Here is a 19943-nt window from a genome sequence, read left to right on the forward strand (position 1 = left end):
CCGTCGGCGCGCGGAGCGCGACGATGGCGCTTCGCGCGCGCATCCTCGGGGCGGCAGCCGGCGGCGGGCTGCCGCAATGGAATTGCGGCTGTCCGAATTGCGATGCGGCCCGCGCGGGCCGGATTCCGTCCCAGACCCAGTCCTCGCTGGCGGTGACCGGCAACGGGCGCGACTGGGCGGTGCTGAACGCCTCGCCCGATATCCGCCAGCAACTGGCCAACTGCCCCGACCTGCATCCGACCGGGCTGCGCGAGATGCCGCTGCGGTCAGTGCTGGTGACGAACGGCGATATCGACCATGTCGCGGGGCTTCTGACCCTGCGCGAGGCGCAGCCCTTCGCGCTGATGGCCACGGCCGCGATCCACGAGGTGCTGGACGCCAACCCGATTTTCGCGGCGCTGAAACCCGGCCTCGTCAGGCGCGAGACGGTGGCGCTTGGCCGCCCCTTCGCGCTGGCACCCGGCCTCACGGCCGAGCTGTTCCCGGTGCCGGGCAAGGTGCCGCTGTATCTCGAGGGCGACACGGTTGAGACGGACCTCGTCGGCGAGCAGACCGTGGGCGTCCGGCTCGAGGCAGGCGGGACCGAGGCCTTCTACATCCCCGGCTGCGCCGCCGTCCCCCCCGATCTGGCGGCCCGGCTGACCGGCGCGGCGCTCGTTTTCTTCGACGGCACGCTCTGGCGCGACGACGAGATGATCCGGGCCGGGCTTGGCGAGAAGACCGGACGGCGGATGGGCCATATCTCGATGAGCGGTCCCGAGGGCTCGATCCGGGCCTTCGCCGGGCTCGAGGTGGGACAGAAGGTCTTCGTGCACATGAACAACACCAATCCGGTGCTCGATCCCTCCAGCCCCGAACGGGCCGAGGCAGAGGCGGCGGGCTGGATCGTCGGACAGGATGGACTGGAGATCGTCCCATGAACACCCCCGCGACACGCGATGCCTTCGAGGCCCGGCTGCGCCGGATCGGCGCCGAGCGCTATCACGACCTGCACCCGTTCCACGGCCTTCTGCATGGGGGCCAGTGCAGCCCCGATCAGGTGCGCGCCTGGGTCATCAACCGCTATTACTACCAATCCCGCATCCCGATGAAGGATGCGGCCTTCCTGTCGCGGGTCGAGGACCCGGCGCTGCGCCGGACCTGGCGCTCGCGGATCGAGGATCACGACGGCAGCGACGGCAACGAGGGCGGCATCGCGCGCTGGCTCAGGCTGGCCTCGGCCGTGGGGCTCGATCCCGATTATGTCGCCTCCTGCGCGGGCGTGCTGCCCGCCACCCGCTTTGCCGTCGATGCCTATGTGCGCTTCGTGCGCGAACGCACCCTGCTCGAAGCCGTGGCCTCGTCGCTGACCGAACTGTTCGCGCCGAAGATCCATGCCGAGCGGATCGAGGGCCTGCTGCGGAACTACGAGTTCGCCGATGACAGCAGCCTGTCCTATTTCCGCAAGCGTCTGACCGAGGCGCCGAAGGACGTGGCCTTCGGGCTGGCCTGGGTGCTGGATCACGCCGATACCGCAGACCGTCAGGATGCCGCCGCCGATGCGCTGATCTTCAAGACCGATGTTCTGTGGTCGCAGCTCGACGCGCTCCATTCCGCCTATGTCGCACCCGCCCGCATTCCGCCCGGCGCCTGGCGGCCGGGCGAGGGGCTGGCGCTTGCGCGGGCATCATGATCGGGCCCGAGGACATTCCCGTCCTGCCGCGGGGCGTGCGTCTGCATCGGGACCGGTTGCGCGGCGGCTGGGTGCTGCTGGCGCCCGAACGCACGCTGGCGCTTGACGAGACCGGCCGGGCGATTCTGGCCGAAATCGACGGCATCCGCAGCTTCGCCGCCATCGCGGCCGCGCTGGCGGCAACCTATGACGCCCCCGAGGCCGCCATCGCCGCCGACAGCCAGGGCTTTCTGGGCGCATTGCTCGACCGCCGCTTTCTGGAGGTCCGCCGGTGAGTGTTCCGCCCCCCATCGCCATGCTGGCCGAGCTGACCCACCGCTGTCCGCTGGCCTGCCCCTATTGCTCGAACCCTCTGGAGCTGACCCGGAAGGACAGCGAACTCGACACCGCCGCCTGGGCCGGGATCTTGCGGCAGGCGGCCGATCTGGGTGTGCTGCAACTCCACCTCTCAGGCGGCGAGCCCGCGACCCGGCGCGATCTGACCGAGTTGGTGGCCGAGGCCCGGGCGGCCGGGCTTTACACCAACCTCATCACCTCGGGGATCGGGCTGACCGAAAAGCGGCTGCGCGCGCTCGATGCGGCCGGGCTCGATCATATCCAGCTGTCGCTGCAGGGCACCGATGCCGCCATGGCCGACCGGATCGGCGGCTATCGCGGCGGGTTCGACCGCAAGCTCGAGGTCGCGCGGCTGATCGGCAAGATCGGCTTTCCGCTGACCCTGAACGCGGTGCTGCACCGCCAGAACCTGCACCAGTTGCCGCGCGCCATCGAGATGGCGGTCGAGATGGGCGCGCGCCGGATCGAGGTCGCAACCGTCCAGTTCCACGGCTGGGCGCTGAAGAACCGCGAAGCGTTGATGCCGACCCGCGCCCAGGCCCGCGCCGCCGATGCCACCGTGGCCGCGGCCCGCGCCCGGCTGAAGGGCGTGCTGGTCATCGACTATGTCCGGGCCGATTACCATTCGGACTATCCCAAGCGCTGTATGGGCGGCTGGGGCACGACCGGGCTGAACGTCACGCCCGAAGGCACGGTGCTGCCCTGCCATGCCGCCCAGACCATCCCGGGCCTTGTCTTCGACAGCATCCGCGACCGTCCGCTGGCCGAAATCTGGTATGAGGGCGCCGCTTTCGCCGCCTATCGCGGCACCGGTTGGATGCGCGAGCCCTGTGCGGGCTGCGAGCGCAAGACCGTCGATTTCGGCGGCTGCCGCTGTCAGGCGATGGCGCTGGCGGGCGATCCGGCGGCGGCCGACCCGGTCTGCATCAAGTCACCGCATCACGCAGCGCTTCAGGCCAGGGCCGAGGCCTTCGCCACCGCGGAAGCCCCCGAGATCCTCTGGCGCGCGGCGGCGGGCTGACCGCCTCAGTCCCGCCCGGGGCGGCTGCGCGCCGGGTCGTAGCCCCAGAGCGCCAGCAGGAAGAAGACCAGAAAGCCCGAGGCCACCCAAAGCAGCGCCCAGCCATTCAGGCTTTCGTAGAGGGCAAACCGGATCAGCTCGACCGCATGGGTAAAGGGGTTCAGCGCGCAGATGTCGCGCAGAAGCCCTGAGCTTTCGGCCATCTTCCACAGCGGATAAAGCGCGGTCGACAGGAAGAACATCGGGAAGATCACGAAATTCATCACGCCCGCGAAGTTTTCCAGCTGGCGCACGGTGGACGAGATGAACAGCCCCAGGGCACCCAGCATCAGCCCGCTGAGGATCAGCGCCGGAAAGGCCCAGAGATAGCCCGCCAGCGGCAGCACGATGCCGAAACCGGCGGCGATGGCCAGAAAGGCATAGACCTGCAGGATCGACACCGCGACGCCCGCCGTCAGCTTGCAGAACAGCAGCCACCAGCGCGGCAGGGGCGAGGTCATCAAAAGCCGCATCGACCCCATCTCGCGGTCGTAGACAAGCGACAGCGAGGATTGCATCCCGTTAAAAAGCTGGATCATCCCGCAAAGCCCCGGAACGATGTAGACCTCGTAGGTGATATAGGTCTGATAGGGCGGGATGATCGACAGGCCCAGCGCCGCGCGAAACCCGGCGGCAAAGACCACCAGCCAGACCAGAGGCCGCACCAGCGCCGACAGGAACCGCCCACGCTGATGCAGAAAGCGCAACGCCTCGCGCCCGACGATGGCCCTGAGCGCAGAAAACCAGCCGCTCATGCCCCGCCCCCCTCGGCGGTCATCGCCAGAAACGCCTCGGCCAGCCCCTCGGCCCCCGCGATGTCCGAGGCCTGGGCCTGCCGCAGCACGCGGCCCCGATGCAGCACGACGACATCGTCCCCGGGCGCGATCTCGTCGACCAGATGGGTGGCCCACAGCACGCTCAGCCCGTCCTCGGCCAGATCGTGGACATGGGCGGTGATCGCCTTGCGGCTCATCGCGTCGAGCCCCACCGTCGGTTCGTCCAGCAGCAGAAGGTCGGGTTCATGCACCAGCGCGCGCGCGATCTCCATCCGCCGCCGGTGCCCGCCATTGAGCGCGCGGGCCTTCTCGCCCGCCCGCTCGCGCATCGCCAGCCGGTCCAGTGCCGCGTCGATCCGGATTTCGGCCGCCCTCCCCGACAGCCCGTGCAGCGCCGCGAAATAGCGCATGTTGCGCGCGACCGTCAGGTCGAGATCCAGCGTCGGCTGCTGGAACACCACCCCGATCCGGGCCAGCGCCTGACGCGGCGCGCGGGCGATGTCATGGCCCGCGATCTCGATCCGGCCGGTGCGGGTGACCAGAAGCCGGGTCATCAGCCCGAACAGCGTCGACTTGCCCGCCCCGTTCGGCCCCAACAGCGCGCAGAACCGCCCCGGCGCGACCGAGAAGGACACATCGTCCAGCGCCTGCCGCGCCCCGTAGGACAGGCTCACATTCTCTAGCCGCAGCGCCTCGGCCATCGCACTCACCGCCGCAGCACGGCCGGCTGGCCGTCAAGGACGTGAATGCGCGAGGCCAGCCGTTCAGCCTCGGCCCGGGCATGGGTGACCAGAAGCGTCGCGGGCCGCGCCTCGGCAATCAGCCGTTCGGTCAGGGCCAGCATCGCTTCGGCGGTCTCGGGGTCGAGCGAGGCGAAGGGTTCGTCCAGAACCAGCGCTTGCGGTTGCCCCGCAAAGGCCCGGGCCAGCGCCAGCCGCCTTTGCTGGCCCAGCGACAGCTGCCCCGGATAGGCCCGCCCCTTGTCGGTCAGACCGACGCGGGCCAGCATGTCCTGCGCGTCGGCCCGGCTCAGGCCCGGATGCACCAGCCGCAGGTTCTGAAGCGCCGTCCGCCAGGGCAGGAGGGTCGGCTCCTGAAACACCATGGCGATGCGCCCGGGGCGCTCGACCCGGCCCTCGAAATCGGCATCGAGCCCGGCCACGATCCGCAAAAGCGTTGACTTGCCGATCCCCGAAGGCCCCAGCAGCGCGACGGTCTCGCCCGCCGCGATCTGCAGGTCGATCCGGCCCAGCACCTCGGCCGAACCGAAGCGCTTCGACAGAAGATGCAGGCAGATCATGCCGCGCGCCAGCGCCGGATGCGGCGTTCCCAAGGTTGCAGGAACAGCCATTCGACCGCCAGCATCACCGCCACGAAAGAGAGCGCGTAGACCAGCACCATGGTCACGTCGAAGAGCTGGAAATACAGGTGGATCTGAAACCCAATCCCGTCCGAGCGGCCGAGAAACTCGACCACCAGAACGATTTTCCAGATCACCGCGATGCCCGACCGCGCCGCCGCCACCATGAAGGGCGCCAGCTGCGGCAACACCACATGGCGGAGCCGCGCCAAAGGCGGCATCCGGTAGACCTGTGCCATGGCGTCGAGATCGCGCGACAGCGCCCGTGCGCCCTCGCGGATGACGGTCGTCACCTGCGGGATCTTGTTCAGCGTCACCGCGACGATCGCCGCGGTCTCGGTCAGCCCGATCCAGAGGTAGCACAGCACGATCAGGACCAGCGCAGGCAGGTTCAGGAACACCACCAGCCAGGGATCGAGCCAGCGGTCGAATCGCGGCAGCCGCCCCATCGCCAGCCCCAGCGCAACCCCGCCCCCCATCGCCAGACAGAAGGCCCAGGCCACCCGGGTCAGCGTCCGGCCCAGATGATAGGGCAGCTCGCCCGACCGGATCGCTTGGCCGAAGGGCTCGGCCAGCGCCCAGGGAAAGGGCAGGATCTGCGGGTCGGCCGTCAGCGCGGCCGCCCCCGCCCAAAGCGCGAGAAGCCCCAGGATCGAGACAAGGGGCACGACGATCCGGTCCGGCATCGCGGGTCACTCGACCACGGCGAAGGTGCCCTCGGGCAGCGTCGTCGCCTCCCCCACCAGATCGGCGCCGCCAAGCTCGGCCATCAGCCGCAGGAGCCGGTCGGCGGCCTCGGGCGCAACATTACCGGGCGCGGGAACGCCCGCGCGCCAGTCCGCCCGCAGCGCCTCGAATTCGGCGTCGGTCCCGGCGTTCATCAGCGGCCGGATCTCGTCCCAGGCCGCATCGTCGGTCGCCAGCAGGTCCTTGGCATCGCGCGAGGCCGCGTAAAGCGCGCGGTCGATCCCGGGATGGGTGGCGACGAAGCCCTCGTCCAGCACATAGGCCAGAAGCGGCGTGCCCGGGTCGAGCCCCAGCGCGGCCGAGGCCTCCGACACCGAAACCAGTTCGCGCATGCCCCCCGCGCGCATCCTGGCGAGGAAATGCCAGAAGTTGATCGCGCCCTGCAGCTCGCCCGACATCCCGGCCTTGAAGATCAGCGGCGGCGCGCCGAAGACCTGTTCTGTCCGGGCCGCCAGATCCATGCCGTATTCGGCCTGCGCATAGGCGCGCAGGATCAGCCAGGACTTGTCCAAAGGCCCGCCTGCGATGCCGATCTTGCGGCCCGCCAGATCGGCCAGCGTTTCGGCATCGCTGTCCGCGGGCACCACCAGCCCGCCCACCGCGGTGGAATAGGGGATCGCCACATAGGGTCGGCCCGCGGCGCGCTGGCGCGCGACCCAGATCCAGTCGGCGACCATGGTTTCGGCCGCGCCGCCCTCGAAGGCGACCCGGGTCGCGCCATTGTCGGCATAAGGCGCCAGCACCAGCTCGAAGCCATGCGCTCGGTCGAAGCCATGGGCCTTGATCGTCTCAAGCTCCCAGGTCACGGTGCCGATCTTCAGCACCGCCGCGCGCAGCTGCGGCAGATCCTCGGCCCGGGCCGGTCCCAGCAGCGCCAGAACCGCCAGCGCCGCGCCGGTCAGTCGTTTCAGCATCGTTCTCCTCCCTCTCGCTGCGCGTTTCCACATGCTCAGTCGGGCGTTCCGTCCGGGGTCACCGCCACGCCCCAGGGCTGCTGGCCCACCTGGATCGAGCGCACCGCCTTCTGGCGCGCCACGTCGATGACGGTGACATCGTTGGAATTGCCGTTGGTGGTGATCAGGAAAGCCTCGTCGGGGGTGAAGGCCATCTGCCAGACCCGCTGGCCCACCAGGATGTAATCGACCACCTCGTCGGTCGCCGCGTCGATCACCGCAACCCGGTTGGCGGGGCCCAACGCCACGAAGACCCATTTGCCGTCCGAGGTCACGCGGATGCCCACCGGCTGCAGCCATTCGGGCAGCACGCCCGGCACGTCGAAGCGGATGGTATCGACCAGCGCGGGCGTGCCGTCCTCGGCGATGTCGATCACGCTGACCGTGCCGCCGATCTCGGCGCTGACATATAGCTTGCGGCCGTCGGCGGTGTATTCGGCATAACGCGGGCGCTGATCGACCAGGATATTGTGGTGGATCTGGTAATCCTCGGTCGAGATGAAATGGGCCATGTTGGTCGTTTCCGAGGTGTTGACCACCACACGCCCGTCGGGGCTGATCGCCATGCCCTCGGGCTCGACCCCCACGGGGATCTCGGCCAGCACGGCATGGGTTTCGGTATCGACCACGGTCACCAGGTTGTCGTCCTCGTTGGCGATGTAAAGCGGGTTGCCGCTGTGGTTCAGCACGAACAGCTCGGGGTCGGGGCCCGAGGGCAGGGTATAAAGCTCGTCATGGGTGGCGGTGTCGAAGACCCGCACCGTGTCATCGTCCGAGGCGCAGACGTACAATTTGGTGCCGTCCGGGCTGATAGTGATGCCGCGCGGGCGGTTGCCGGCGGCGAATTCGTCGATGACCTGCCAGCTGTCGCTGTCGATCACCGTGACGGTGTTGCCCTTCTCGTTCGAGACGAAGACCTTGTTGGCCTCGGCGCCGGTTGCCCCCAGCGCCAGCGCCAGCGCGATCGGTATCGCTCTCATGTCCATCCCCCTATCTGAATGCCGCACAGGTCGATTCCGGCGCATCGAGCCCCAGCGTATCAAGCGGCGAGCGCTGGTGCAGAAAGCCCTCTTGCGGCGAGACGCTGACATTGATCCGCCCGTCATACAGAAGGATCGGCTGGCGCAGCTGGCCGTTCCAGTCGCGAAACGTCACCTTCTGGCCCTTGAAGGCGGCCAGTTCGAACCCCGGGCCCAGCATGTAGTCGCGCAGTGCGACCGGATCGGCGCTGTCGGTCCGCGTCACGGCCTCGCCCACGACCCGCAGCGCCAGCCAGACCTGATAATCCTCCTCGCGGACCTGACGGCCGGTGAGCGCCTCGAAGCGGCGCTGGAACTGCGTCGCGCCCCAGGCCTCGGTGGCGGCGTGAAAACTGACAGGGCGCAGCCCCGCCGCGCCCATCACCGGGCGCGGGTCCCACATGTGAAACGGCAGATAGGGCGCGAAAACGTCCGAGGCATCGGCCGCGATCACCAGATCGTAGTCCCTCATCCCCTCGGAAAAGACCGGGATCTGGCGCTGCACCAGGACATGGCCGGTATCGGTGCGCCGCCCGCCGCCGGTATCCTCGAAGACCCGCTCCTCGACGATCTTTGCACCGAATTTCGCGGCCGCCCGGCGATAGGCCTCGGCCATCGCGCGGTCCTCGGGATGCGAGCCCGAGATCAGCGCCCAGCGCGTCCACTTCTTCCAGATCGCGAATTCGGCCACCGCATCGGCCAGCATCGCCTCGCTCGGCGCCACATGCAGCAGATTGGCCCGGCAATCGGCATCGCGCAGCCGTGTCTCGCGCGCGCCCGCATTCAGCACCAAGGCCCCGTCCCCGGCCCGGTCGGCCAACGCCAGCAGATCGTCGGCCTGCCCCAGCACCACGAACAGCCGAAGGCCCTCGCCCAGCATCCGGTCGAGCGCGGCCAGGGCCGCGTCCGGCACAACCGCTTCTGTTTCAGTGATATAGGCATGGCCGAGAAACCGGCCGGTGGTGGCGTTGTCCTCGTCGGCAAGCCGCCCCCCGGCAAAGCCGAGGTCGCGGGGCCATGCTTCAAGGCGCGAGATCGGCGCCAGCTGCGGCCGGTCGACACGGATCACGCCCACCCGGACCTCAAGTGCAAAGGCACCGCCCGCGGACAGGACCGCAAGCGCCGCCGCAAGCAGCAGGCAGATCGGGCGCAGCATGGGTATCCTCCCGGTCGGGCCTCTTGGCGGGCCCCGCAGCCCGACTGTGGCAGACGATCCCGGCCGGGGGAAACCGATACTAAAGGCGCATTGAAGCGACCCCGGCCGTTCCTAAGCTGGCACGATGTTGCGCCGCTTCGCCCTGACCGTCCTCCTTGCCGCGCTGCCCTTCGGCGCCGCGCAAGCCGGGGCGCCCGAGAGTCCGCCGCTTGACCGCAAGGGGCCGGTTGCCTTTCTGGGCGTGGCCTTCCTCGACACCTCGACCGAGGGCGCCTATTTCGGCGCCCGCGACGATGAAACCGCGCGGCTTGCCCTGCTGCGGGACGAGGTCGCGCGCCGCTTCCGCGCCGAGGGCTTCACCCTGATGGACCTGACCCCGGTCGCCGCCGAGCTGGAGGCCACGCTCAACCCGGCGAAATGCTATGGCTGCGATCTGCGGATGGGGCGAAAGCTTGGCGCCGCCTATGTGCTGGAGGGCGAGGTCCAGAAGGTCTCGAACCTGATCCTGTCGATGAACCTGGTGCTGCTGGAAATGCCCGAGGGCCGGATGGTCCGGGGCCGGTCGGTCGATATCCGGTCGAACACCGACGAGTCCTGGCTGCGCGGCATCCGCTATATTCTGGACAACCACTATTTCGGGAAAGAGTGAGGGAGGAAACTCGTGACATCCATCGGAAGACGCGCGGCCCTGGCGGGCCTTGTGGCCCTGATGCCCGCCATGGCGCTGGCCCATGGGCCGACGCGCCAGAAGATCACCCTGACGACAGACCTGGCCGCCCCGCCCGAAGAGGTCTGGGCCGCCATCGGCAATTTCCAGGACATGAGTTGGCATCCTGCTGTCGCCACCACCGACGGCGAGGGCGGCAATGCCATCGACGCGACCCGCGTTCTGCATCTGGGCACGGCCGACGGGCCGACGATCTCGGAGGTGCTTTACAAGTACGACGCCAGCAAGATGAGCTATTCCTACCGGATCACCGACGTGAAGGTCGAGGTTCTGCCGGTCACCAACTATTCCTCGCACCTGACCGTCAAGCCGCGCGAGGGCGGCGGGTCCGAGGTCGAATGGCGCGGCGCGTTCTATCGCGGCTACCCCAACAACGATCCCCCGCCCGAGCTGAACGACGAGGCCGCCATCGCCGCCGTCTCGGCGGTCTATCAGGCGGGGCTCGATGCGCTGGTCGCGCGGTTTGGCGCGCCCTAGGCCCCTTGCCGCCCTCGCGGCCCTGCTGACCCTCGCCGTACCGGCCGCGGCGGAGGATCTGGCCTATGTCACGGTGCAGAACGGCAACGGGCTGTCGATCCTCGATCTCGCGGCCGGGACCGAACGCGCCCGGATCGACGTACCCGGCAAGCCAGCCGGGGTGGCCGTGGCGCCCGGCGCGGTCTTCGTCGTCTCGCCCGAGGGCAAGACGCTGCGCCGGTTCGATCCGGCGGGCGCCGAGACCGGGCGGCTTGCGCTCGAGGGCGGGCCGATGGGCGTTGCCGTGGCGGGCGGACGGGTTTTCGTGTCGGACTGGTACAATGCCCGGATCTGGGCCATCGACGCCGCCGCGCTGACGGTCGCGACCGAGCTTGTCACGGGCAGCGCGCCCGCCGGGCTTGCGGTCTCGCCCGACGGGCGCTGGCTTGCCTCGGCCGACCGCGATGCCGACCAGGTCTCGGTCTTCGATCTGGCGACACTGGGGCTTCACGCCCGTATCCCGGTCGGCAGCCGCCCCTTCGGGCTGGGCTTTGCCCCCGACGGGCGGCTTTTCGTCGGCAATGTCGGCTCGGACGATGTCAGCGTCCTCGACCCCGAAGCGGGCAAGGTCCTCGCGACGCTGCCGGTCGGCGCCCGCCCCTATGGGGTGGCCTTCGCGGCCGGGCGCGCCTTCGTCACCAACCAGTATGCCGATACGGTCAGCGTCATCGACCTTGCCACGCTGGCGCCCCTGGCCGAAATCGCGGTCGGCGAATACCCCGAGGGCATCGACAGCGCGGGCGACGGCCGCACTGTCGTCGTGGCCAACTGGTTTTCCAACAGCGTCAGCCTGATCGACGCCGAAACCCTGACCGCCACCGGCGAGATCGAAACCGGCGACGGCCCCCGCGCCTTCGGGCGCTTCATCGCAAAGGCTCCCTGATGCGCCCGTTCCTGCTGTGCCTTCTGCTGGCCGCGGCGCCCGTCCCGGCCCGGACCGCCGAGACCGCCTGGGATGCCATCGCCCCGATGCTGCTGGAGGGTCGCACGCCCCTGCCCGCGGGCGAGGCGATCCGGATCGCCAGCCCCTACCGCACCGAGAACGACGCCCGCACCGTGATCGGGATCGAGGCCGAAGCCCCGGGCGGGCGGCTGATCGAGCGCGTCACCGTCGTTCTCGACGAGAACCCGATGCCGGTCTCGGCGGTGCTGGAGCTGGCCCGGCCGGAACCCTGGCTGGCCTTCGACGTCACCTTTCGCATCAACGGACCGACACCCCTGCATGTGCTGGCCGAAACCGCCGATGGCGAGGTCTATCTGGCCGAAGGCTTCGTCAAGACCTCGGGCCAGGGCGCCTGCGCCGCGCCGCCCGGCACCGACCCCGAGGCAGCGCTGGCCCGGCTGGGCGAGATGAGCCTCGAGATGACGCCCCTTGGCGCCGCCGGGCGGCTGGCCGCGCTCGCCCATGCCGGGCCGGAGGCGCGGCTGGGGATCGGCATACGCCATCCGAGCCTGTCGGGGTTGCAACGCGATCAGGTGACGCTTCTGTTCATCCCGATGCGCTACGTCGAACGGCTGGAGGTCGAACTTGACGGCCAGCCTTACGCTGCGCTCACCGGATCGATCTCGCTGTCGGAAAACCCCGAGATCGGGCTGAACGTCCCCGCGGGCACCCGGCACGCCGAGGCGACCATGACCGATACCGAGGGCACGATCACCCATGCGGGGAAAGATTTCCCGGGCTATTGAGGGGGGCGGTCACTGCGTGACGGGCTCGCCCGGCGCAGCGGTCAGCGCCTCGACCGGGTAATCCATGAAGGTCCAGCCATCGGTGCCCTCGGGAAACCAGATCACTTGGGTATGGCCGTAGGATTGCGCCCGTTTCGCGGCGTTCCAGCTCATCCAGCAGGCGTCGAGACAGAAGAAGACCAGCGGCCGGGCGCTGTCGCCGCCGGTGGCCGCGCGCAGCCCGTCGCGAAACCAGGTCTCGGTCACCGGGGCGATGGCGCCATAGCCCGAATTCGGGAACCAGACCGCGCCGGGGATCGAGAGCCGCGGCTTGTCGCGCCAGAACGCGCCTTCGGGCAGGTTCGCGGGTCGGGGCGCGCGCGGCAGCACATCGACGAAGACCGCCTCGCCCAAGGCCCAAAGCGCATGCGCCTCTTCGGGGCCAACCACGCGGGCGCCTTCCAGCGTGCCGGGCACCGGCGCGCGGAAGTCGTCCATCCGGTAGCCGGATGGTTCTGGCACACCTGCCAGCGCGGGCAGGGCCAGCGCAGCCAGCAGGACAGCGGCCGCGCCGCGTCTCACTGGCTTGCGTCCAGCACCGCCGTTCCCATGTCGTTGAGAAGCGGCACCCCGGCCTCGCGCAGGATCGCGTCGATCTCGCCCTGATTGCGGCGGATCAGCGAATTCAGCTTGCGCTGCCAGACCTTCTCGCCGGGGCGGACGCCCATGGTGATGCGGTAGACCATCCGGGGCGGCAGCTCTTCATGGATCAGCGGCACCGCCTTCAGCCCGGGATAGCCCGCCTTGACCAGAGGCCCGCCGATCGGTCCCCAGAGGATCGCCGCCGCCGTCTCGCCTGATGCAAGATCGTTCAGCATGTCCTCGGCGGGGGATTCATAGCGCCGGTCGACCATCAGCGGATAGGAATGCGCACTGCCGATCAGCCCGGCGCGCGCCAGATGGGTGGCGGGCGGACTGCCCGCGACGATGCCGATCCGGCGGCCCTGCAGCGCGGGGTCAGACAGCGTCTCGACCCCGGCCAGCGGCCCAGCGCGCGGCACCACCAGCACATAGGACGAGGTCAGGTAATGGTTGGTGTTCAGCACCATCTCGTCGCCCTGGGCATAGCCCATCACGACATCACAACGATTGGCCCGAAGCGTGTTGCGGATGAACCCGGTCGCCATCGGATACCAGGTGTAGTCCACCGGCAGCCCCAGCTCGCGGGCGAAGAGGTCGGCCAGCCGGTTTTCGTAGCCTTCGCCCTGATCGTCCGACACCGGCAGATTGGCCGGATCGGCGCAAACCCGGAACGCGGTCTTCGAGACCAGGTCCGAGGTTTGCGCCTGCCCGGCGCCCGCCAGGGAGCAAAGCAGGGCCGCGCAGGACGCTGCCGCGAAAATGTCAGCCCATGCAGGCATTCACGTCCTCGGCGATGACATCGGATTTCGCCTCTTTCTTGGCCGGTCGGCCGCGCGGGATCGCGCCGTCGCCGCGCGCCTTGAGATAGACGTAGATGTCGTCGAGATAGCACATCACGTTCTTGTTGTGCCCGAAGGAGGGCATGACCTTCTGATGCGAGACATCGACATTCTCGCGCCCGTTCGAGACGGTATAGACGAAATCGTAATAATCCATCTGCTCGACCGCATCCTTCAGCGGCGGCGCATAGGTCGAGCCCATGCCGTCGGGGCCATGGCAGACATGGCATTCCGAATGGTAGCGCCGGAAGCCCGAATAGGTCATCCAGTCGACCGTGCCGTCGGCCGCCACCTTGTAGGTGGGAATCCCGTCTGCGGTGAAATAGCGGCCGTTCTCTTCGGTGACGGCGGCACTGTCGCCGCGGGCCTCCTGCGCCGCATTGTCGGTCGCGGCGCCCGCACTGGCGATCCCGGTCACAAGGCCCGCGAGAAGCAGGCGTTTCATCTTCGTCATCTTCGCACCCTGTTCTGTTATGGTCGGGACCGGCGCGGCGCCCGGTCGTCGCGCCGCGCAGGCAAGGCGGCGCCGGTCCCTGTGGCAAGCGCTGCCGGATATCAGTCCGGCAGGGTGAACACGGTCAGCTGGCCGCCAAGTGCGGTATAGTCGCTGAGCGCGGCATAGCCGCCCACCGCGCCGAGCCCGTCATTGGGGTTGGTCAGCCCCGCCGCGAGCCCGATCCCGGCCCAACCGCCGACCCCCGACAGCACCGCGACATACTGCTTGCCGCCATGTTCGTAGCTCATCACGTTGCCGATGATGCCCGAGGGCGTCTTGAAGCGGTAAAGCTCTTCGCCGGTATCGGCCCGGACCGCCTTCAGATAGCCTTCGAGCGTGCCGTAGAAGACGATGTCGCCCGCCGTGGCCATCGCCCCCGACCAGACCGAGAACTGTTCCGGGATCGACCACTTGATTTCGCCCTTGATGTTGTCCCAGGCGATGAAGTTGCCCATGCCGCCATGGCTGTCGGGCGCGGGATACATCGACAGCGTGGCGCCGACATAGGGCTGGCCGGCGGTGTAGCTGACGCGGAACGGTTCGTAATCCATGCAGACATGGTTGGTCGGCACGTAGAAGAGCCCGGTCTTGGGCGAATAGGACGAGGGCTGCTGGTCCTTGGTGCCCAGCGCCGCCGGGCAGATGCCGGTGGTGTTCTCGTCCTCGCCGTTCTGCGAGGTCGAATATTCCGCCACCACGGCCGGGCGGCCATAGGTGTCGGAATTCGGGTCCATGTCGACGCCGGTGGTCCAGTTCACCGCGGGGTCGTATTTCTCGGCCACCAGCAACTCGCCGCTTTCGCGGTCAAGCGTGTAGGCCAGGCCGTTCCGGTCGAAATGGGTCAGCAGCTTGCGCATCTGCCCGTCGATTTCCTGATCGGTCAGGATCATCTCGTTGACGCCGTCGAAGTCCCATTCGTCATGGGGCGTCATCTGATAGACCCATTTCGCCATTCCGGTATCGGGATCGCGGGCCATGATGGTCATCGACCAGCGGTTGTCGCCCGGGCGCTGGCTGGGGTTCCAGGTCGAGGGGTTGCCGGTGCCGTAATAGACGAGGTTCAGCTCGGGGTCGTAGGAATACCAGCCCCAGGTGGTGCCGCCGCCGATCTTCCACTGGTCGCCTTCCCAGGTCGCGGTGCCGGAATCGACGCCGACCGGCTTGCCCAGCATGGTGGTCTTCTCGGGGTCCATCAGCGTGTCGCTGTCCGGGCCCATGGAATAGGCCCGCCATTCCCGCTCGCCAGTTTCCAGGTTATAGGCCGTGACCGAACCCCGCACCCCGAACTCGCCGCCCGAGATGCCGACCAGTACCTTGTCCTTGACCGGCAGCACCGTGGCGGTGTTGGTCTCGCCCTTCTCGGGATCGCCGTTCTTGACCGACCACAGAACCTCGCCGGTATTGGCGTCGAGCGCCACGACGGTGGTATCGGCCTGATGCAGGATGATCTTGCCGTCGGCATAGGCCACGCCGCGGTTGACGGTATCGCAGCACATCACCGGAATGACGCTGGTATCCTGCTTGGGCTCGTAGCGCCACTTGATGCGGCCGTTGTCGTTCAGATCAAGCGCATAGACGATGTTGGGGAAGGGCGTATGCACGTACATCGTGTCGCCGATCACCAGCGGCGAGCCCTCATGGCCGCGCAGGACCCCGGTCGAGAAGGTCCAGGCCACCTTCAGATCGCCCACGTTGTCGGCGTTGATCTGATCGAGCTCGGAATAGCGGTGGTTCGAGTAGTCCCCCATCTGGATCGCCCATTGGGTCGGGTCGTCCATCATCTGCTGCAGCGCTTCGTTGGCCAGCGCCGCCGTCCCCGTCGAGAGGGCGATCACAGACGTCAAGGCGTAGATCGTTCTCATGTTCAACTCCCTTGCGTTGGTCTTGTCCTTGTTCCGGCCTCGGCCGCGTGACGGGCTCACCGTCCTGGCGTTTCGAAACCGGAATGCGCGGCGATCGGGTGTCTTGGTCCTCCCTCCGACGCCGCGTTCGGAAATGTCAGGCGTTGCCCTCCTCTGCTGAAATGGTCCGGGACCGGCGCCGGGGCCGGGTCAGGGCGGCTGCGGGTCCGTCATCGACGGCGACGGCGGCGAGAGAGGCAGGCCGACCAGAGCCGGGGGCCGCGCGCCGTCCCGTGCTGCGATCCCCTCCTGTCATGGCCGGTTCCTCCCTCTGGTCCGTCAGCTTTGCGGCCGGTGCAGCCGGTCGGCATGCCAGGCGACATGATCGCCCGCGAAACTGGCGACGAAATAGTAACTGTGGTCATAGCCCGGCTGCATCCGGACGAGCCCCGCCTGCCGACGGCGGGCCAGAACGCCCGCCAGCGCCTCGGGGCGCAGCAGATCGAGAAACTGGTCGCCCGCGCCCTGGTCGATCAGGATCGCGTCCTTCCAGCCGTATTCCTCAAGAAGAATGCTTGAATCGTAGCATGCCCAGGCGGATTCGTCATCGCCGAGATAGGCGCTCAGCTGCTTGCGGCCCCAGTCGGACTGGGTCGGATTGGCGATCGGCGCGAAGGCCGAAACCGAGTCGAACCGGTCCTGGTTGCGCAGCGCCAGCGTCAGCGCGCCATGCCCGCCCATCGAATGCCCGGTAATCCCGTGGCGGTCGGCCAGCGGGAACTGGTCCATCACCAGATCGCGCAATTCGGTCAGCACATAATCGTACATCCGGTAATGCGTGGCCCAGGGCGCGCGGGTGGCGTTCACGTAGAACCCCGCGCCCTGGCCCAGATCGTAGGCCTCGTCATCGGCGACGCCGTCGCCCCGGGGCGAGGTGTCGGGGAAGACCACGGCCAGACCATGGGCGGCGGCATGTTCCTGAAAGCCGCCCTTGGTCATCGCGTTCTCATGGGTGCAGGTCAGCCCCGACAGATACCACAGCACCGGCACCGGGCCGGTCCCGCTCTGGGGCGGCAGGTAGACCGCGAAGGTCATCTCGGTGCCGCAGACCTCGGACGGGTGGGTGCAGACCATCTGCACCCCGTCGAAGCATCTGTTCTGGGTGACCACATCCATCCCGCGCGGCCTCAGTACAGGACCACGCTGCGGATGCTCTCGCCCGAATGCATCAGGTCGAAGCCCTTGTTGATCTCGTCGAGGCTGAGCGTGTGGGTAATCAGCGGGTCGATCTCGATCTTGCCCTGCATGTACCATTCGACGATCTTCGGCACATCGGTGCGGCCGCGCGCGCCGCCGAAGGCGGTGCCTTTCCACGTGCGCCCGGTGACCAGCTGGAACGGCCGGGTCGAAATCTCGGCCCCCGCTGGCGCCACGCCGATGATGATCGACTCGCCCCAGCCCTTGTGGGCGCATTCCAGGGCGGTGCGCATCACCTTGACGTTGCCGGTGCAGTCGAAGCTGTAATCGGCCCCGCCCTTGGTGAGGTTCACGAGATAGGGCACCAGATCGCCCTCGACCTCGGACGGGTTGACGAAATCGGTCATCCCGAAGCGTTCGGCCATCTGCTTCTTCGAGGGGTTCAGGTCCACCCCCACGATCTGGTCGGCGCCGATCATCCGCAGGCCCTGGATCACGTTCAGCCCGATCCCGCCCAGCCCGAAGACGACCGCCCGGCAACCGGGTTCGGCCTTGGCGGTGTTGACGACCGCGCCGACGCCGGTGGTCACGCCGCAGCCGATATAGCAGACCTTGTCGAAGGGCGCGTCCTCGCGGATCTTCGCCACCGCGATCTCGGGCAGCACGGTGTAGTTCGAGAAGGTCGAACAGCCCATGTAATGCAGGATCGGGTCGCCATCGAGCGTGCGAAAGCGCGAGGTGCCGTCGGGCATCAGCCCCTGGCCCTGGGTGGTGCGGATCGACTGACAGAGATTGGTCTTGGGATTGAGGCAATAGTCGCATTCGCGGCATTCGGGCGTGTAAAGCGGGATCACGTGATCGCCCGGCTTGACGCTTTTCACGCCGGGCCCGACCTCGACCACCACGCCCGCGCCCTCATGGCCCAGGATCGCCGGGAAAAGCCCCTCCGGGTCGGCGCCCGAAAGGGTGAATTCGTCGGTATGGCAGATGCCGGTCGCCTTGATCTCGACCAGGACCTCGCCCTCGCGGGGGCCGTCCAGTTCGACCTCGGTCACTTCAAGCGGCTTGCCCGCCTGAAAGGCCACGGCGGCACGGGTTCTCATGGGATAGTTCCTCCGGAGACGGTTCTTAGAATTCTCTTATGTTACGAGTATGAAAGCCCCCCCTTCCACCGGCAATTGCGACCTTGGTTGGTATGCGACCCGGTGGACAGGCGACGCGGGTCCGATAAAGTCCCCCATGGGAGGATCTGACATGCGGACCATTGCGACGATGGCGGTGGCGCTGTGCGCGCTGGCAGGCACGCTGCCCGCGGCGGCGGCCGATTTCTCGGACCCGACCTGGCCCTGCATCCAGCGCAAGGTCGACCGGCTTTCGCCGGGCCTGATGTGGCCCGACCCGATCGACCCCGAGGGGCTCGCGGCCCTCGACCCCGACACCCGCTCGGCCGTGACGGATCTTGCCGCCCGGCTCGCGCTCCGGCGGCTCTCGCTTGAAGACCTCGGCCCCCGGGTCGCCGATTTCGCAGCCGCGCAGGCGGCCGGGCCCGAGCTTATGGGGCTTTTGTTCCAGGCCAGCTTCGACCGGCTCGCCGCCCAGCGCCGCACCATCATGAAGGGGATCCAATCCTACGCGCTGAAACAGACCGCTCTCGCCGAACGGATAGACGCCGCGCGCGCCGAGATGGACGCAGCGATGGAGGCCGACCCGCCGGACTACGACCGCGCCGACAGTCTCGAGGAGCAGCTCGCCTGGGACGAACGCATCTATACCGACCGGCAGAAATCGCTGACTTATGTCTGCGAAACGCCGGTGCTGCTGGAAAAGCGGCTTTATGCCATCGCGCAGATGCTGCAGGCGGCTGCGGTCACTCCCACTCCATCTCGGTGAAGGCCACCGTGGCATTCCGCGGGTTGAAGGCGTCGAACAGGCGCCAGTGCCCGCGTTCTTCCCCGGCGATATGGCCGATCGCGTCGCCCAACCGTTCGCCTGTCGCGACCGCCGCCCGCGCATCCCGCGCCAGAACCTCCAGATAGCGCGCGGTCGCGGCCCCGCCCGCGGGCCAGGGCAGCACCGGCCCGCCATGGCCGGGCACGACGACGGCGGCGCCGTCCTGCCCCATCTCCTCCAGCACCGCGGCCCAGCCCCGCACCGTGCCGTCAAGCGCGGGCAGATGATCGTCGAAGACCAGATCGCCCGCGAAAAGGATGCCGCTTGCGCTGTCGAGAACGGTGAGGTCGGTGCCGCTATGGGCGGGCGGCCATGCCCGAAGCCGCAACACCCGCCCGCCAAGGTCGATCTCGGCCTCGCCGGAAACCGCGCGGTCGACCGGCGGCGGGGCGGTGCCGATCAGCGCGGCAGACCCGATCAGCCGACCGAGACTCTCGAGATACCCCGCCTGCCGGTCGGCCAGCGCGCGCGCCAGCCCCTGATGGGCCACCACCTCGGCCCCGGCCTCGGTCAGCGCTGTGGCCCCGAAGACGTGATCGGGATGCACATGGGTCAGGATCACATGGCTGACCAGCAGCGCGGTCCGCGCCCGGATCGCCCGCCAGGCCGCCTCGCCGATCCAACGCGCCGATCCGCTGTCGATCACCGCGACCGAGCGCGTGCCGATCACCACCGAGATATTGGAAATGTCGCCAAGGTTGTCCCCATCGGCCTCGGCCACCTGACCGCGATGCACCAGCACCCCCGGAGCGATCTCGTCGAAGGCCAGCGCGGGCCCCGCCTCCCGGCAGCGCGGCGGCCCCTCCGCCACAAGCCCCGGAGACGCACCGGACCCGGGCATCGCAGCCAGCGCCGCGCGGCAGTCCTCGGCCCCGGCCGTCCAGATCCCGGGCAGCGCCACCTCGCGGCAGACCTCGCGCGACAGCGCCAGACACAACGTCATGACCGCCTCGAACATGCCCCCTCCCTGCCGATGGGCCTCCGGCAC

Annotated in this window: 23 protein-coding genes; 9 read left to right on the forward strand and 14 right to left on the reverse strand. The window is 68.4% G+C overall.

Annotated elements, in window-relative coordinates:
- Nucleotides 1–23 precede the first annotated feature (23 nt).
- The 4 genes from pqqB to pqqE are packed head-to-tail and all read left to right on the forward strand — an operon-like array spanning nucleotide 24 to nucleotide 3029.
- A complete protein-coding gene (gene pqqB / locus BYZ73_RS17805; protein ID WP_112317055.1) occupies nucleotides 24–920 on the forward strand; it encodes a pyrroloquinoline quinone biosynthesis protein PqqB in 897 nt (298 codons plus the stop codon).
- Nucleotides 917–1672 carry a pyrroloquinoline-quinone synthase PqqC gene (gene pqqC, locus BYZ73_RS17810; protein ID WP_112317057.1) on the forward strand — a complete coding sequence of 252 codons (756 nt, stop codon included), beginning with the start codon at nucleotides 917–919 and terminating at the stop codon, nucleotides 1670–1672. The genes pqqB and pqqC overlap by 4 nt, the downstream gene beginning before the upstream one ends.
- Nucleotides 1669–1947, forward strand: coding sequence for a pyrroloquinoline quinone biosynthesis peptide chaperone PqqD (gene pqqD, locus BYZ73_RS17815; RefSeq protein ID WP_112317059.1), 279 nt, complete (start codon nucleotides 1669–1671; stop codon nucleotides 1945–1947). Before pqqC ends, pqqD begins: the two co-directional genes overlap by 4 nt.
- Nucleotides 1944–3029, forward strand: coding sequence for a pyrroloquinoline quinone biosynthesis protein PqqE (pqqE, locus tag BYZ73_RS17820; RefSeq protein WP_112317061.1), 1086 nt, complete (start codon nucleotides 1944–1946; stop codon nucleotides 3027–3029). Before pqqD ends, pqqE begins: the two co-directional genes overlap by 4 nt.
- Before the next feature lie 5 nt (nucleotides 3030–3034).
- Here the strand turns inward: pqqE and BYZ73_RS17825 are convergent, their stop codons facing one another.
- From BYZ73_RS17825 to BYZ73_RS17855, 7 genes are read right to left on the reverse strand one after another with little or no spacing between them, the layout of a single operon-like run.
- A complete protein-coding gene (locus tag BYZ73_RS17825) occupies nucleotides 3035–3823 on the reverse strand; it encodes an ABC transporter permease (protein WP_112317064.1) in 789 nt (262 codons plus the stop codon).
- Entirely contained in the window at nucleotides 3820–4545 is a 726-nt protein-coding gene (locus BYZ73_RS17830) for an ABC transporter ATP-binding protein (protein WP_112317066.1), read from the reverse strand. Before BYZ73_RS17830 ends, BYZ73_RS17825 begins: the two co-directional genes overlap by 4 nt.
- 5 nt (nucleotides 4546–4550) lie before the next feature.
- Nucleotides 4551–5195, reverse strand: coding sequence for an ABC transporter ATP-binding protein (locus BYZ73_RS17835; protein ID WP_245943216.1), 645 nt, complete (start codon nucleotides 5193–5195; stop codon nucleotides 4551–4553).
- Nucleotides 5141–5890, reverse strand: a complete 750-nt coding sequence (locus BYZ73_RS17840) for an ABC transporter permease (protein ID WP_112317069.1) — start codon at nucleotides 5888–5890, stop codon at nucleotides 5141–5143. The genes BYZ73_RS17835 and BYZ73_RS17840 overlap by 55 nt, the downstream gene beginning before the upstream one ends.
- 6 nt (nucleotides 5891–5896) lie before the next feature.
- Nucleotides 5897–6865, reverse strand: a complete 969-nt coding sequence (locus BYZ73_RS17845) for an ABC transporter substrate-binding protein (RefSeq protein ID WP_112317072.1) — start codon at nucleotides 6863–6865, stop codon at nucleotides 5897–5899.
- Between the two features lie 35 nt (nucleotides 6866–6900).
- Nucleotides 6901–7884: a YVTN family beta-propeller repeat protein gene (locus BYZ73_RS17850; RefSeq protein WP_112317106.1), complete on the reverse strand. Its 984-nt coding sequence runs from the start codon at nucleotides 7882–7884 to the stop codon at nucleotides 6901–6903.
- Nucleotides 7885–7894: 10 nt separating this feature from the next.
- Nucleotides 7895–9079, reverse strand: coding sequence for an ABC transporter substrate-binding protein (locus BYZ73_RS17855; RefSeq protein ID WP_108028722.1), 1185 nt, complete (start codon nucleotides 9077–9079; stop codon nucleotides 7895–7897).
- A 124-nt stretch (nucleotides 9080–9203) separates the two neighbouring features.
- Between BYZ73_RS17855 and BYZ73_RS17860 the strand changes: the two genes are divergently transcribed.
- Genes BYZ73_RS17860 through BYZ73_RS17875 form a run of 4 tightly spaced genes read left to right on the forward strand, consistent with a single transcriptional unit; the run spans nucleotide 9204 to nucleotide 12011 of the window.
- The gene (locus tag BYZ73_RS17860; protein WP_112317075.1) at nucleotides 9204–9728 is read left to right on the forward strand and encodes a DUF3280 domain-containing protein; all 525 of its coding nucleotides are present in this window, start codon (nucleotides 9204–9206) and stop codon (nucleotides 9726–9728) included.
- A 60-nt stretch (nucleotides 9729–9788) separates the two neighbouring features.
- Complete coding sequence (locus tag BYZ73_RS17865; protein WP_181498099.1) at nucleotides 9789–10283, forward strand: SRPBCC family protein; 495 nt, start codon at nucleotides 9789–9791, stop codon at nucleotides 10281–10283.
- Nucleotides 10252–11205: a YncE family protein gene (locus BYZ73_RS17870; RefSeq protein WP_112317078.1), complete on the forward strand. Its 954-nt coding sequence runs from the start codon at nucleotides 10252–10254 to the stop codon at nucleotides 11203–11205. The genes BYZ73_RS17865 and BYZ73_RS17870 overlap by 32 nt, the downstream gene beginning before the upstream one ends.
- Nucleotides 11205–12011 carry a quinoprotein dehydrogenase-associated SoxYZ-like carrier gene (locus BYZ73_RS17875; protein WP_112317080.1) on the forward strand — a complete coding sequence of 269 codons (807 nt, stop codon included), beginning with the start codon at nucleotides 11205–11207 and terminating at the stop codon, nucleotides 12009–12011. Before BYZ73_RS17870 ends, BYZ73_RS17875 begins: the two co-directional genes overlap by 1 nt.
- Nucleotides 12012–12020: 9 nt before the next feature.
- Here the strand turns inward: BYZ73_RS17875 and BYZ73_RS17880 are convergent, their stop codons facing one another.
- From BYZ73_RS17880 to BYZ73_RS17905, 6 genes are all read right to left on the reverse strand, one after another.
- Complete coding sequence (locus tag BYZ73_RS17880) at nucleotides 12021–12572, reverse strand: PQQ-dependent catabolism-associated CXXCW motif protein (RefSeq protein WP_112317082.1); 552 nt, start codon at nucleotides 12570–12572, stop codon at nucleotides 12021–12023.
- Nucleotides 12569–13411, reverse strand: coding sequence for a substrate-binding domain-containing protein (locus BYZ73_RS17885; RefSeq protein WP_108028717.1), 843 nt, complete (start codon nucleotides 13409–13411; stop codon nucleotides 12569–12571). The genes BYZ73_RS17880 and BYZ73_RS17885 overlap by 4 nt, the downstream gene beginning before the upstream one ends.
- Nucleotides 13395–13916 (reverse strand): c-type cytochrome, methanol metabolism-related, encoded by a 522-nt coding sequence (locus tag BYZ73_RS17890; RefSeq protein WP_425440062.1) that lies wholly within the window; start codon nucleotides 13914–13916, stop codon nucleotides 13395–13397. The genes BYZ73_RS17885 and BYZ73_RS17890 overlap by 17 nt, the downstream gene beginning before the upstream one ends.
- 110 nt (nucleotides 13917–14026) lie before the next feature.
- The gene (gene xoxF5, locus BYZ73_RS17895) at nucleotides 14027–15829 is read right to left on the reverse strand and encodes a lanthanide-dependent methanol dehydrogenase XoxF5 (protein WP_112317083.1); all 1803 of its coding nucleotides are present in this window, start codon (nucleotides 15827–15829) and stop codon (nucleotides 14027–14029) included.
- Nucleotides 15830–16147: 318 nt separating this feature from the next.
- On the reverse strand, nucleotides 16148–16984 hold the full coding sequence (gene fghA / locus BYZ73_RS17900; protein WP_112317085.1) for an S-formylglutathione hydrolase: 837 nt from the start codon (nucleotides 16982–16984) through the stop codon (nucleotides 16148–16150).
- Nucleotides 16985–16995: 11 nt separating this feature from the next.
- Nucleotides 16996–18108: an S-(hydroxymethyl)glutathione dehydrogenase/class III alcohol dehydrogenase gene (locus BYZ73_RS17905; protein ID WP_112317088.1), complete on the reverse strand. Its 1113-nt coding sequence runs from the start codon at nucleotides 18106–18108 to the stop codon at nucleotides 16996–16998.
- A 151-nt stretch (nucleotides 18109–18259) separates the two neighbouring features.
- Here BYZ73_RS17905 and BYZ73_RS17910 point away from each other — a divergent pair, with 151 nt between their 5' ends.
- Nucleotides 18260–18895: a hypothetical protein gene (locus tag BYZ73_RS17910; RefSeq protein WP_112317090.1), complete on the forward strand. Its 636-nt coding sequence runs from the start codon at nucleotides 18260–18262 to the stop codon at nucleotides 18893–18895.
- Here the strand turns inward: BYZ73_RS17910 and BYZ73_RS17915 are convergent.
- A complete protein-coding gene (locus BYZ73_RS17915; protein WP_112317092.1) occupies nucleotides 18873–19913 on the reverse strand; it encodes a quinoprotein relay system zinc metallohydrolase 2 in 1041 nt (346 codons plus the stop codon). The two genes, BYZ73_RS17910 and BYZ73_RS17915, sit on opposite strands and share 23 nt — an antisense overlap.
- Nucleotides 19914–19943: the final 30 nt, after the last annotated feature.

The organism is Rhodovulum viride, from assembly GCF_003265965.1.
GTDB lineage: Bacteria > Pseudomonadota > Alphaproteobacteria > Rhodobacterales > Rhodobacteraceae > Rhodovulum > Rhodovulum kholense.

Bases quoted from the DNA above. Each gene is read 5' to 3' on its own strand.
- BYZ73_RS17875 (WP_112317080.1), top strand. From the start codon at position 11,205: ATGCGCCCGTTCCTGCTGTGCCTTCTGCTGGCCGCGGCGCCCGTCCCG.
- fghA (WP_112317085.1), bottom strand. From the start codon at position 16,984: ATGGATGTGGTCACCCAGAACAGATGCTTCGACGGGGTGCAGATGGTC.
- BYZ73_RS17825 (WP_112317064.1), bottom strand. From the start codon at position 3,823: ATGAGCGGCTGGTTTTCTGCGCTCAGGGCCATCGTCGGGCGCGAGGCG.
- BYZ73_RS17845 (WP_112317072.1), bottom strand. From the start codon at position 6,865: ATGCTGAAACGACTGACCGGCGCGGCGCTGGCGGTTCTGGCGCTGCTG.
- BYZ73_RS17915 (WP_112317092.1), bottom strand. From the start codon at position 19,913: ATGTTCGAGGCGGTCATGACGTTGTGTCTGGCGCTGTCGCGCGAGGTC.
- BYZ73_RS17855 (WP_108028722.1), bottom strand. From the start codon at position 9,079: ATGCTGCGCCCGATCTGCCTGCTGCTTGCGGCGGCGCTTGCGGTCCTG.
- BYZ73_RS17890 (WP_425440062.1), bottom strand. From the start codon at position 13,916: ATGAAACGCCTGCTTCTCGCGGGCCTTGTGACCGGGATCGCCAGTGCG.
- BYZ73_RS17910 (WP_112317090.1), top strand. From the start codon at position 18,260: ATGCGGACCATTGCGACGATGGCGGTGGCGCTGTGCGCGCTGGCAGGC.
- xoxF5 (WP_112317083.1), bottom strand. From the start codon at position 15,829: ATGAGAACGATCTACGCCTTGACGTCTGTGATCGCCCTCTCGACGGGG.
- BYZ73_RS17885 (WP_108028717.1), bottom strand. From the start codon at position 13,411: ATGCCTGCATGGGCTGACATTTTCGCGGCAGCGTCCTGCGCGGCCCTG.
- pqqB (WP_112317055.1), top strand. From the start codon at position 24: ATGGCGCTTCGCGCGCGCATCCTCGGGGCGGCAGCCGGCGGCGGGCTG.
- BYZ73_RS17860 (WP_112317075.1), top strand. From the start codon at position 9,204: ATGTTGCGCCGCTTCGCCCTGACCGTCCTCCTTGCCGCGCTGCCCTTC.
- BYZ73_RS17905 (WP_112317088.1), bottom strand. From the start codon at position 18,108: ATGAGAACCCGTGCCGCCGTGGCCTTTCAGGCGGGCAAGCCGCTTGAA.
- pqqC (WP_112317057.1), top strand. From the start codon at position 917: ATGAACACCCCCGCGACACGCGATGCCTTCGAGGCCCGGCTGCGCCGG.
- BYZ73_RS17840 (WP_112317069.1), bottom strand. From the start codon at position 5,890: ATGCCGGACCGGATCGTCGTGCCCCTTGTCTCGATCCTGGGGCTTCTC.
- pqqD (WP_112317059.1), top strand. From the start codon at position 1,669: ATGATCGGGCCCGAGGACATTCCCGTCCTGCCGCGGGGCGTGCGTCTG.
- BYZ73_RS17835 (WP_245943216.1), bottom strand. From the start codon at position 5,195: ATGGCTGTTCCTGCAACCTTGGGAACGCCGCATCCGGCGCTGGCGCGC.
- BYZ73_RS17870 (WP_112317078.1), top strand. From the start codon at position 10,252: ATGCGCTGGTCGCGCGGTTTGGCGCGCCCTAGGCCCCTTGCCGCCCTC.
- BYZ73_RS17865 (WP_181498099.1), top strand. From the start codon at position 9,789: ATGCCCGCCATGGCGCTGGCCCATGGGCCGACGCGCCAGAAGATCACC.
- BYZ73_RS17830 (WP_112317066.1), bottom strand. From the start codon at position 4,545: ATGGCCGAGGCGCTGCGGCTAGAGAATGTGAGCCTGTCCTACGGGGCG.
- BYZ73_RS17850 (WP_112317106.1), bottom strand. From the start codon at position 7,884: ATGAGAGCGATACCGATCGCGCTGGCGCTGGCGCTGGGGGCAACCGGC.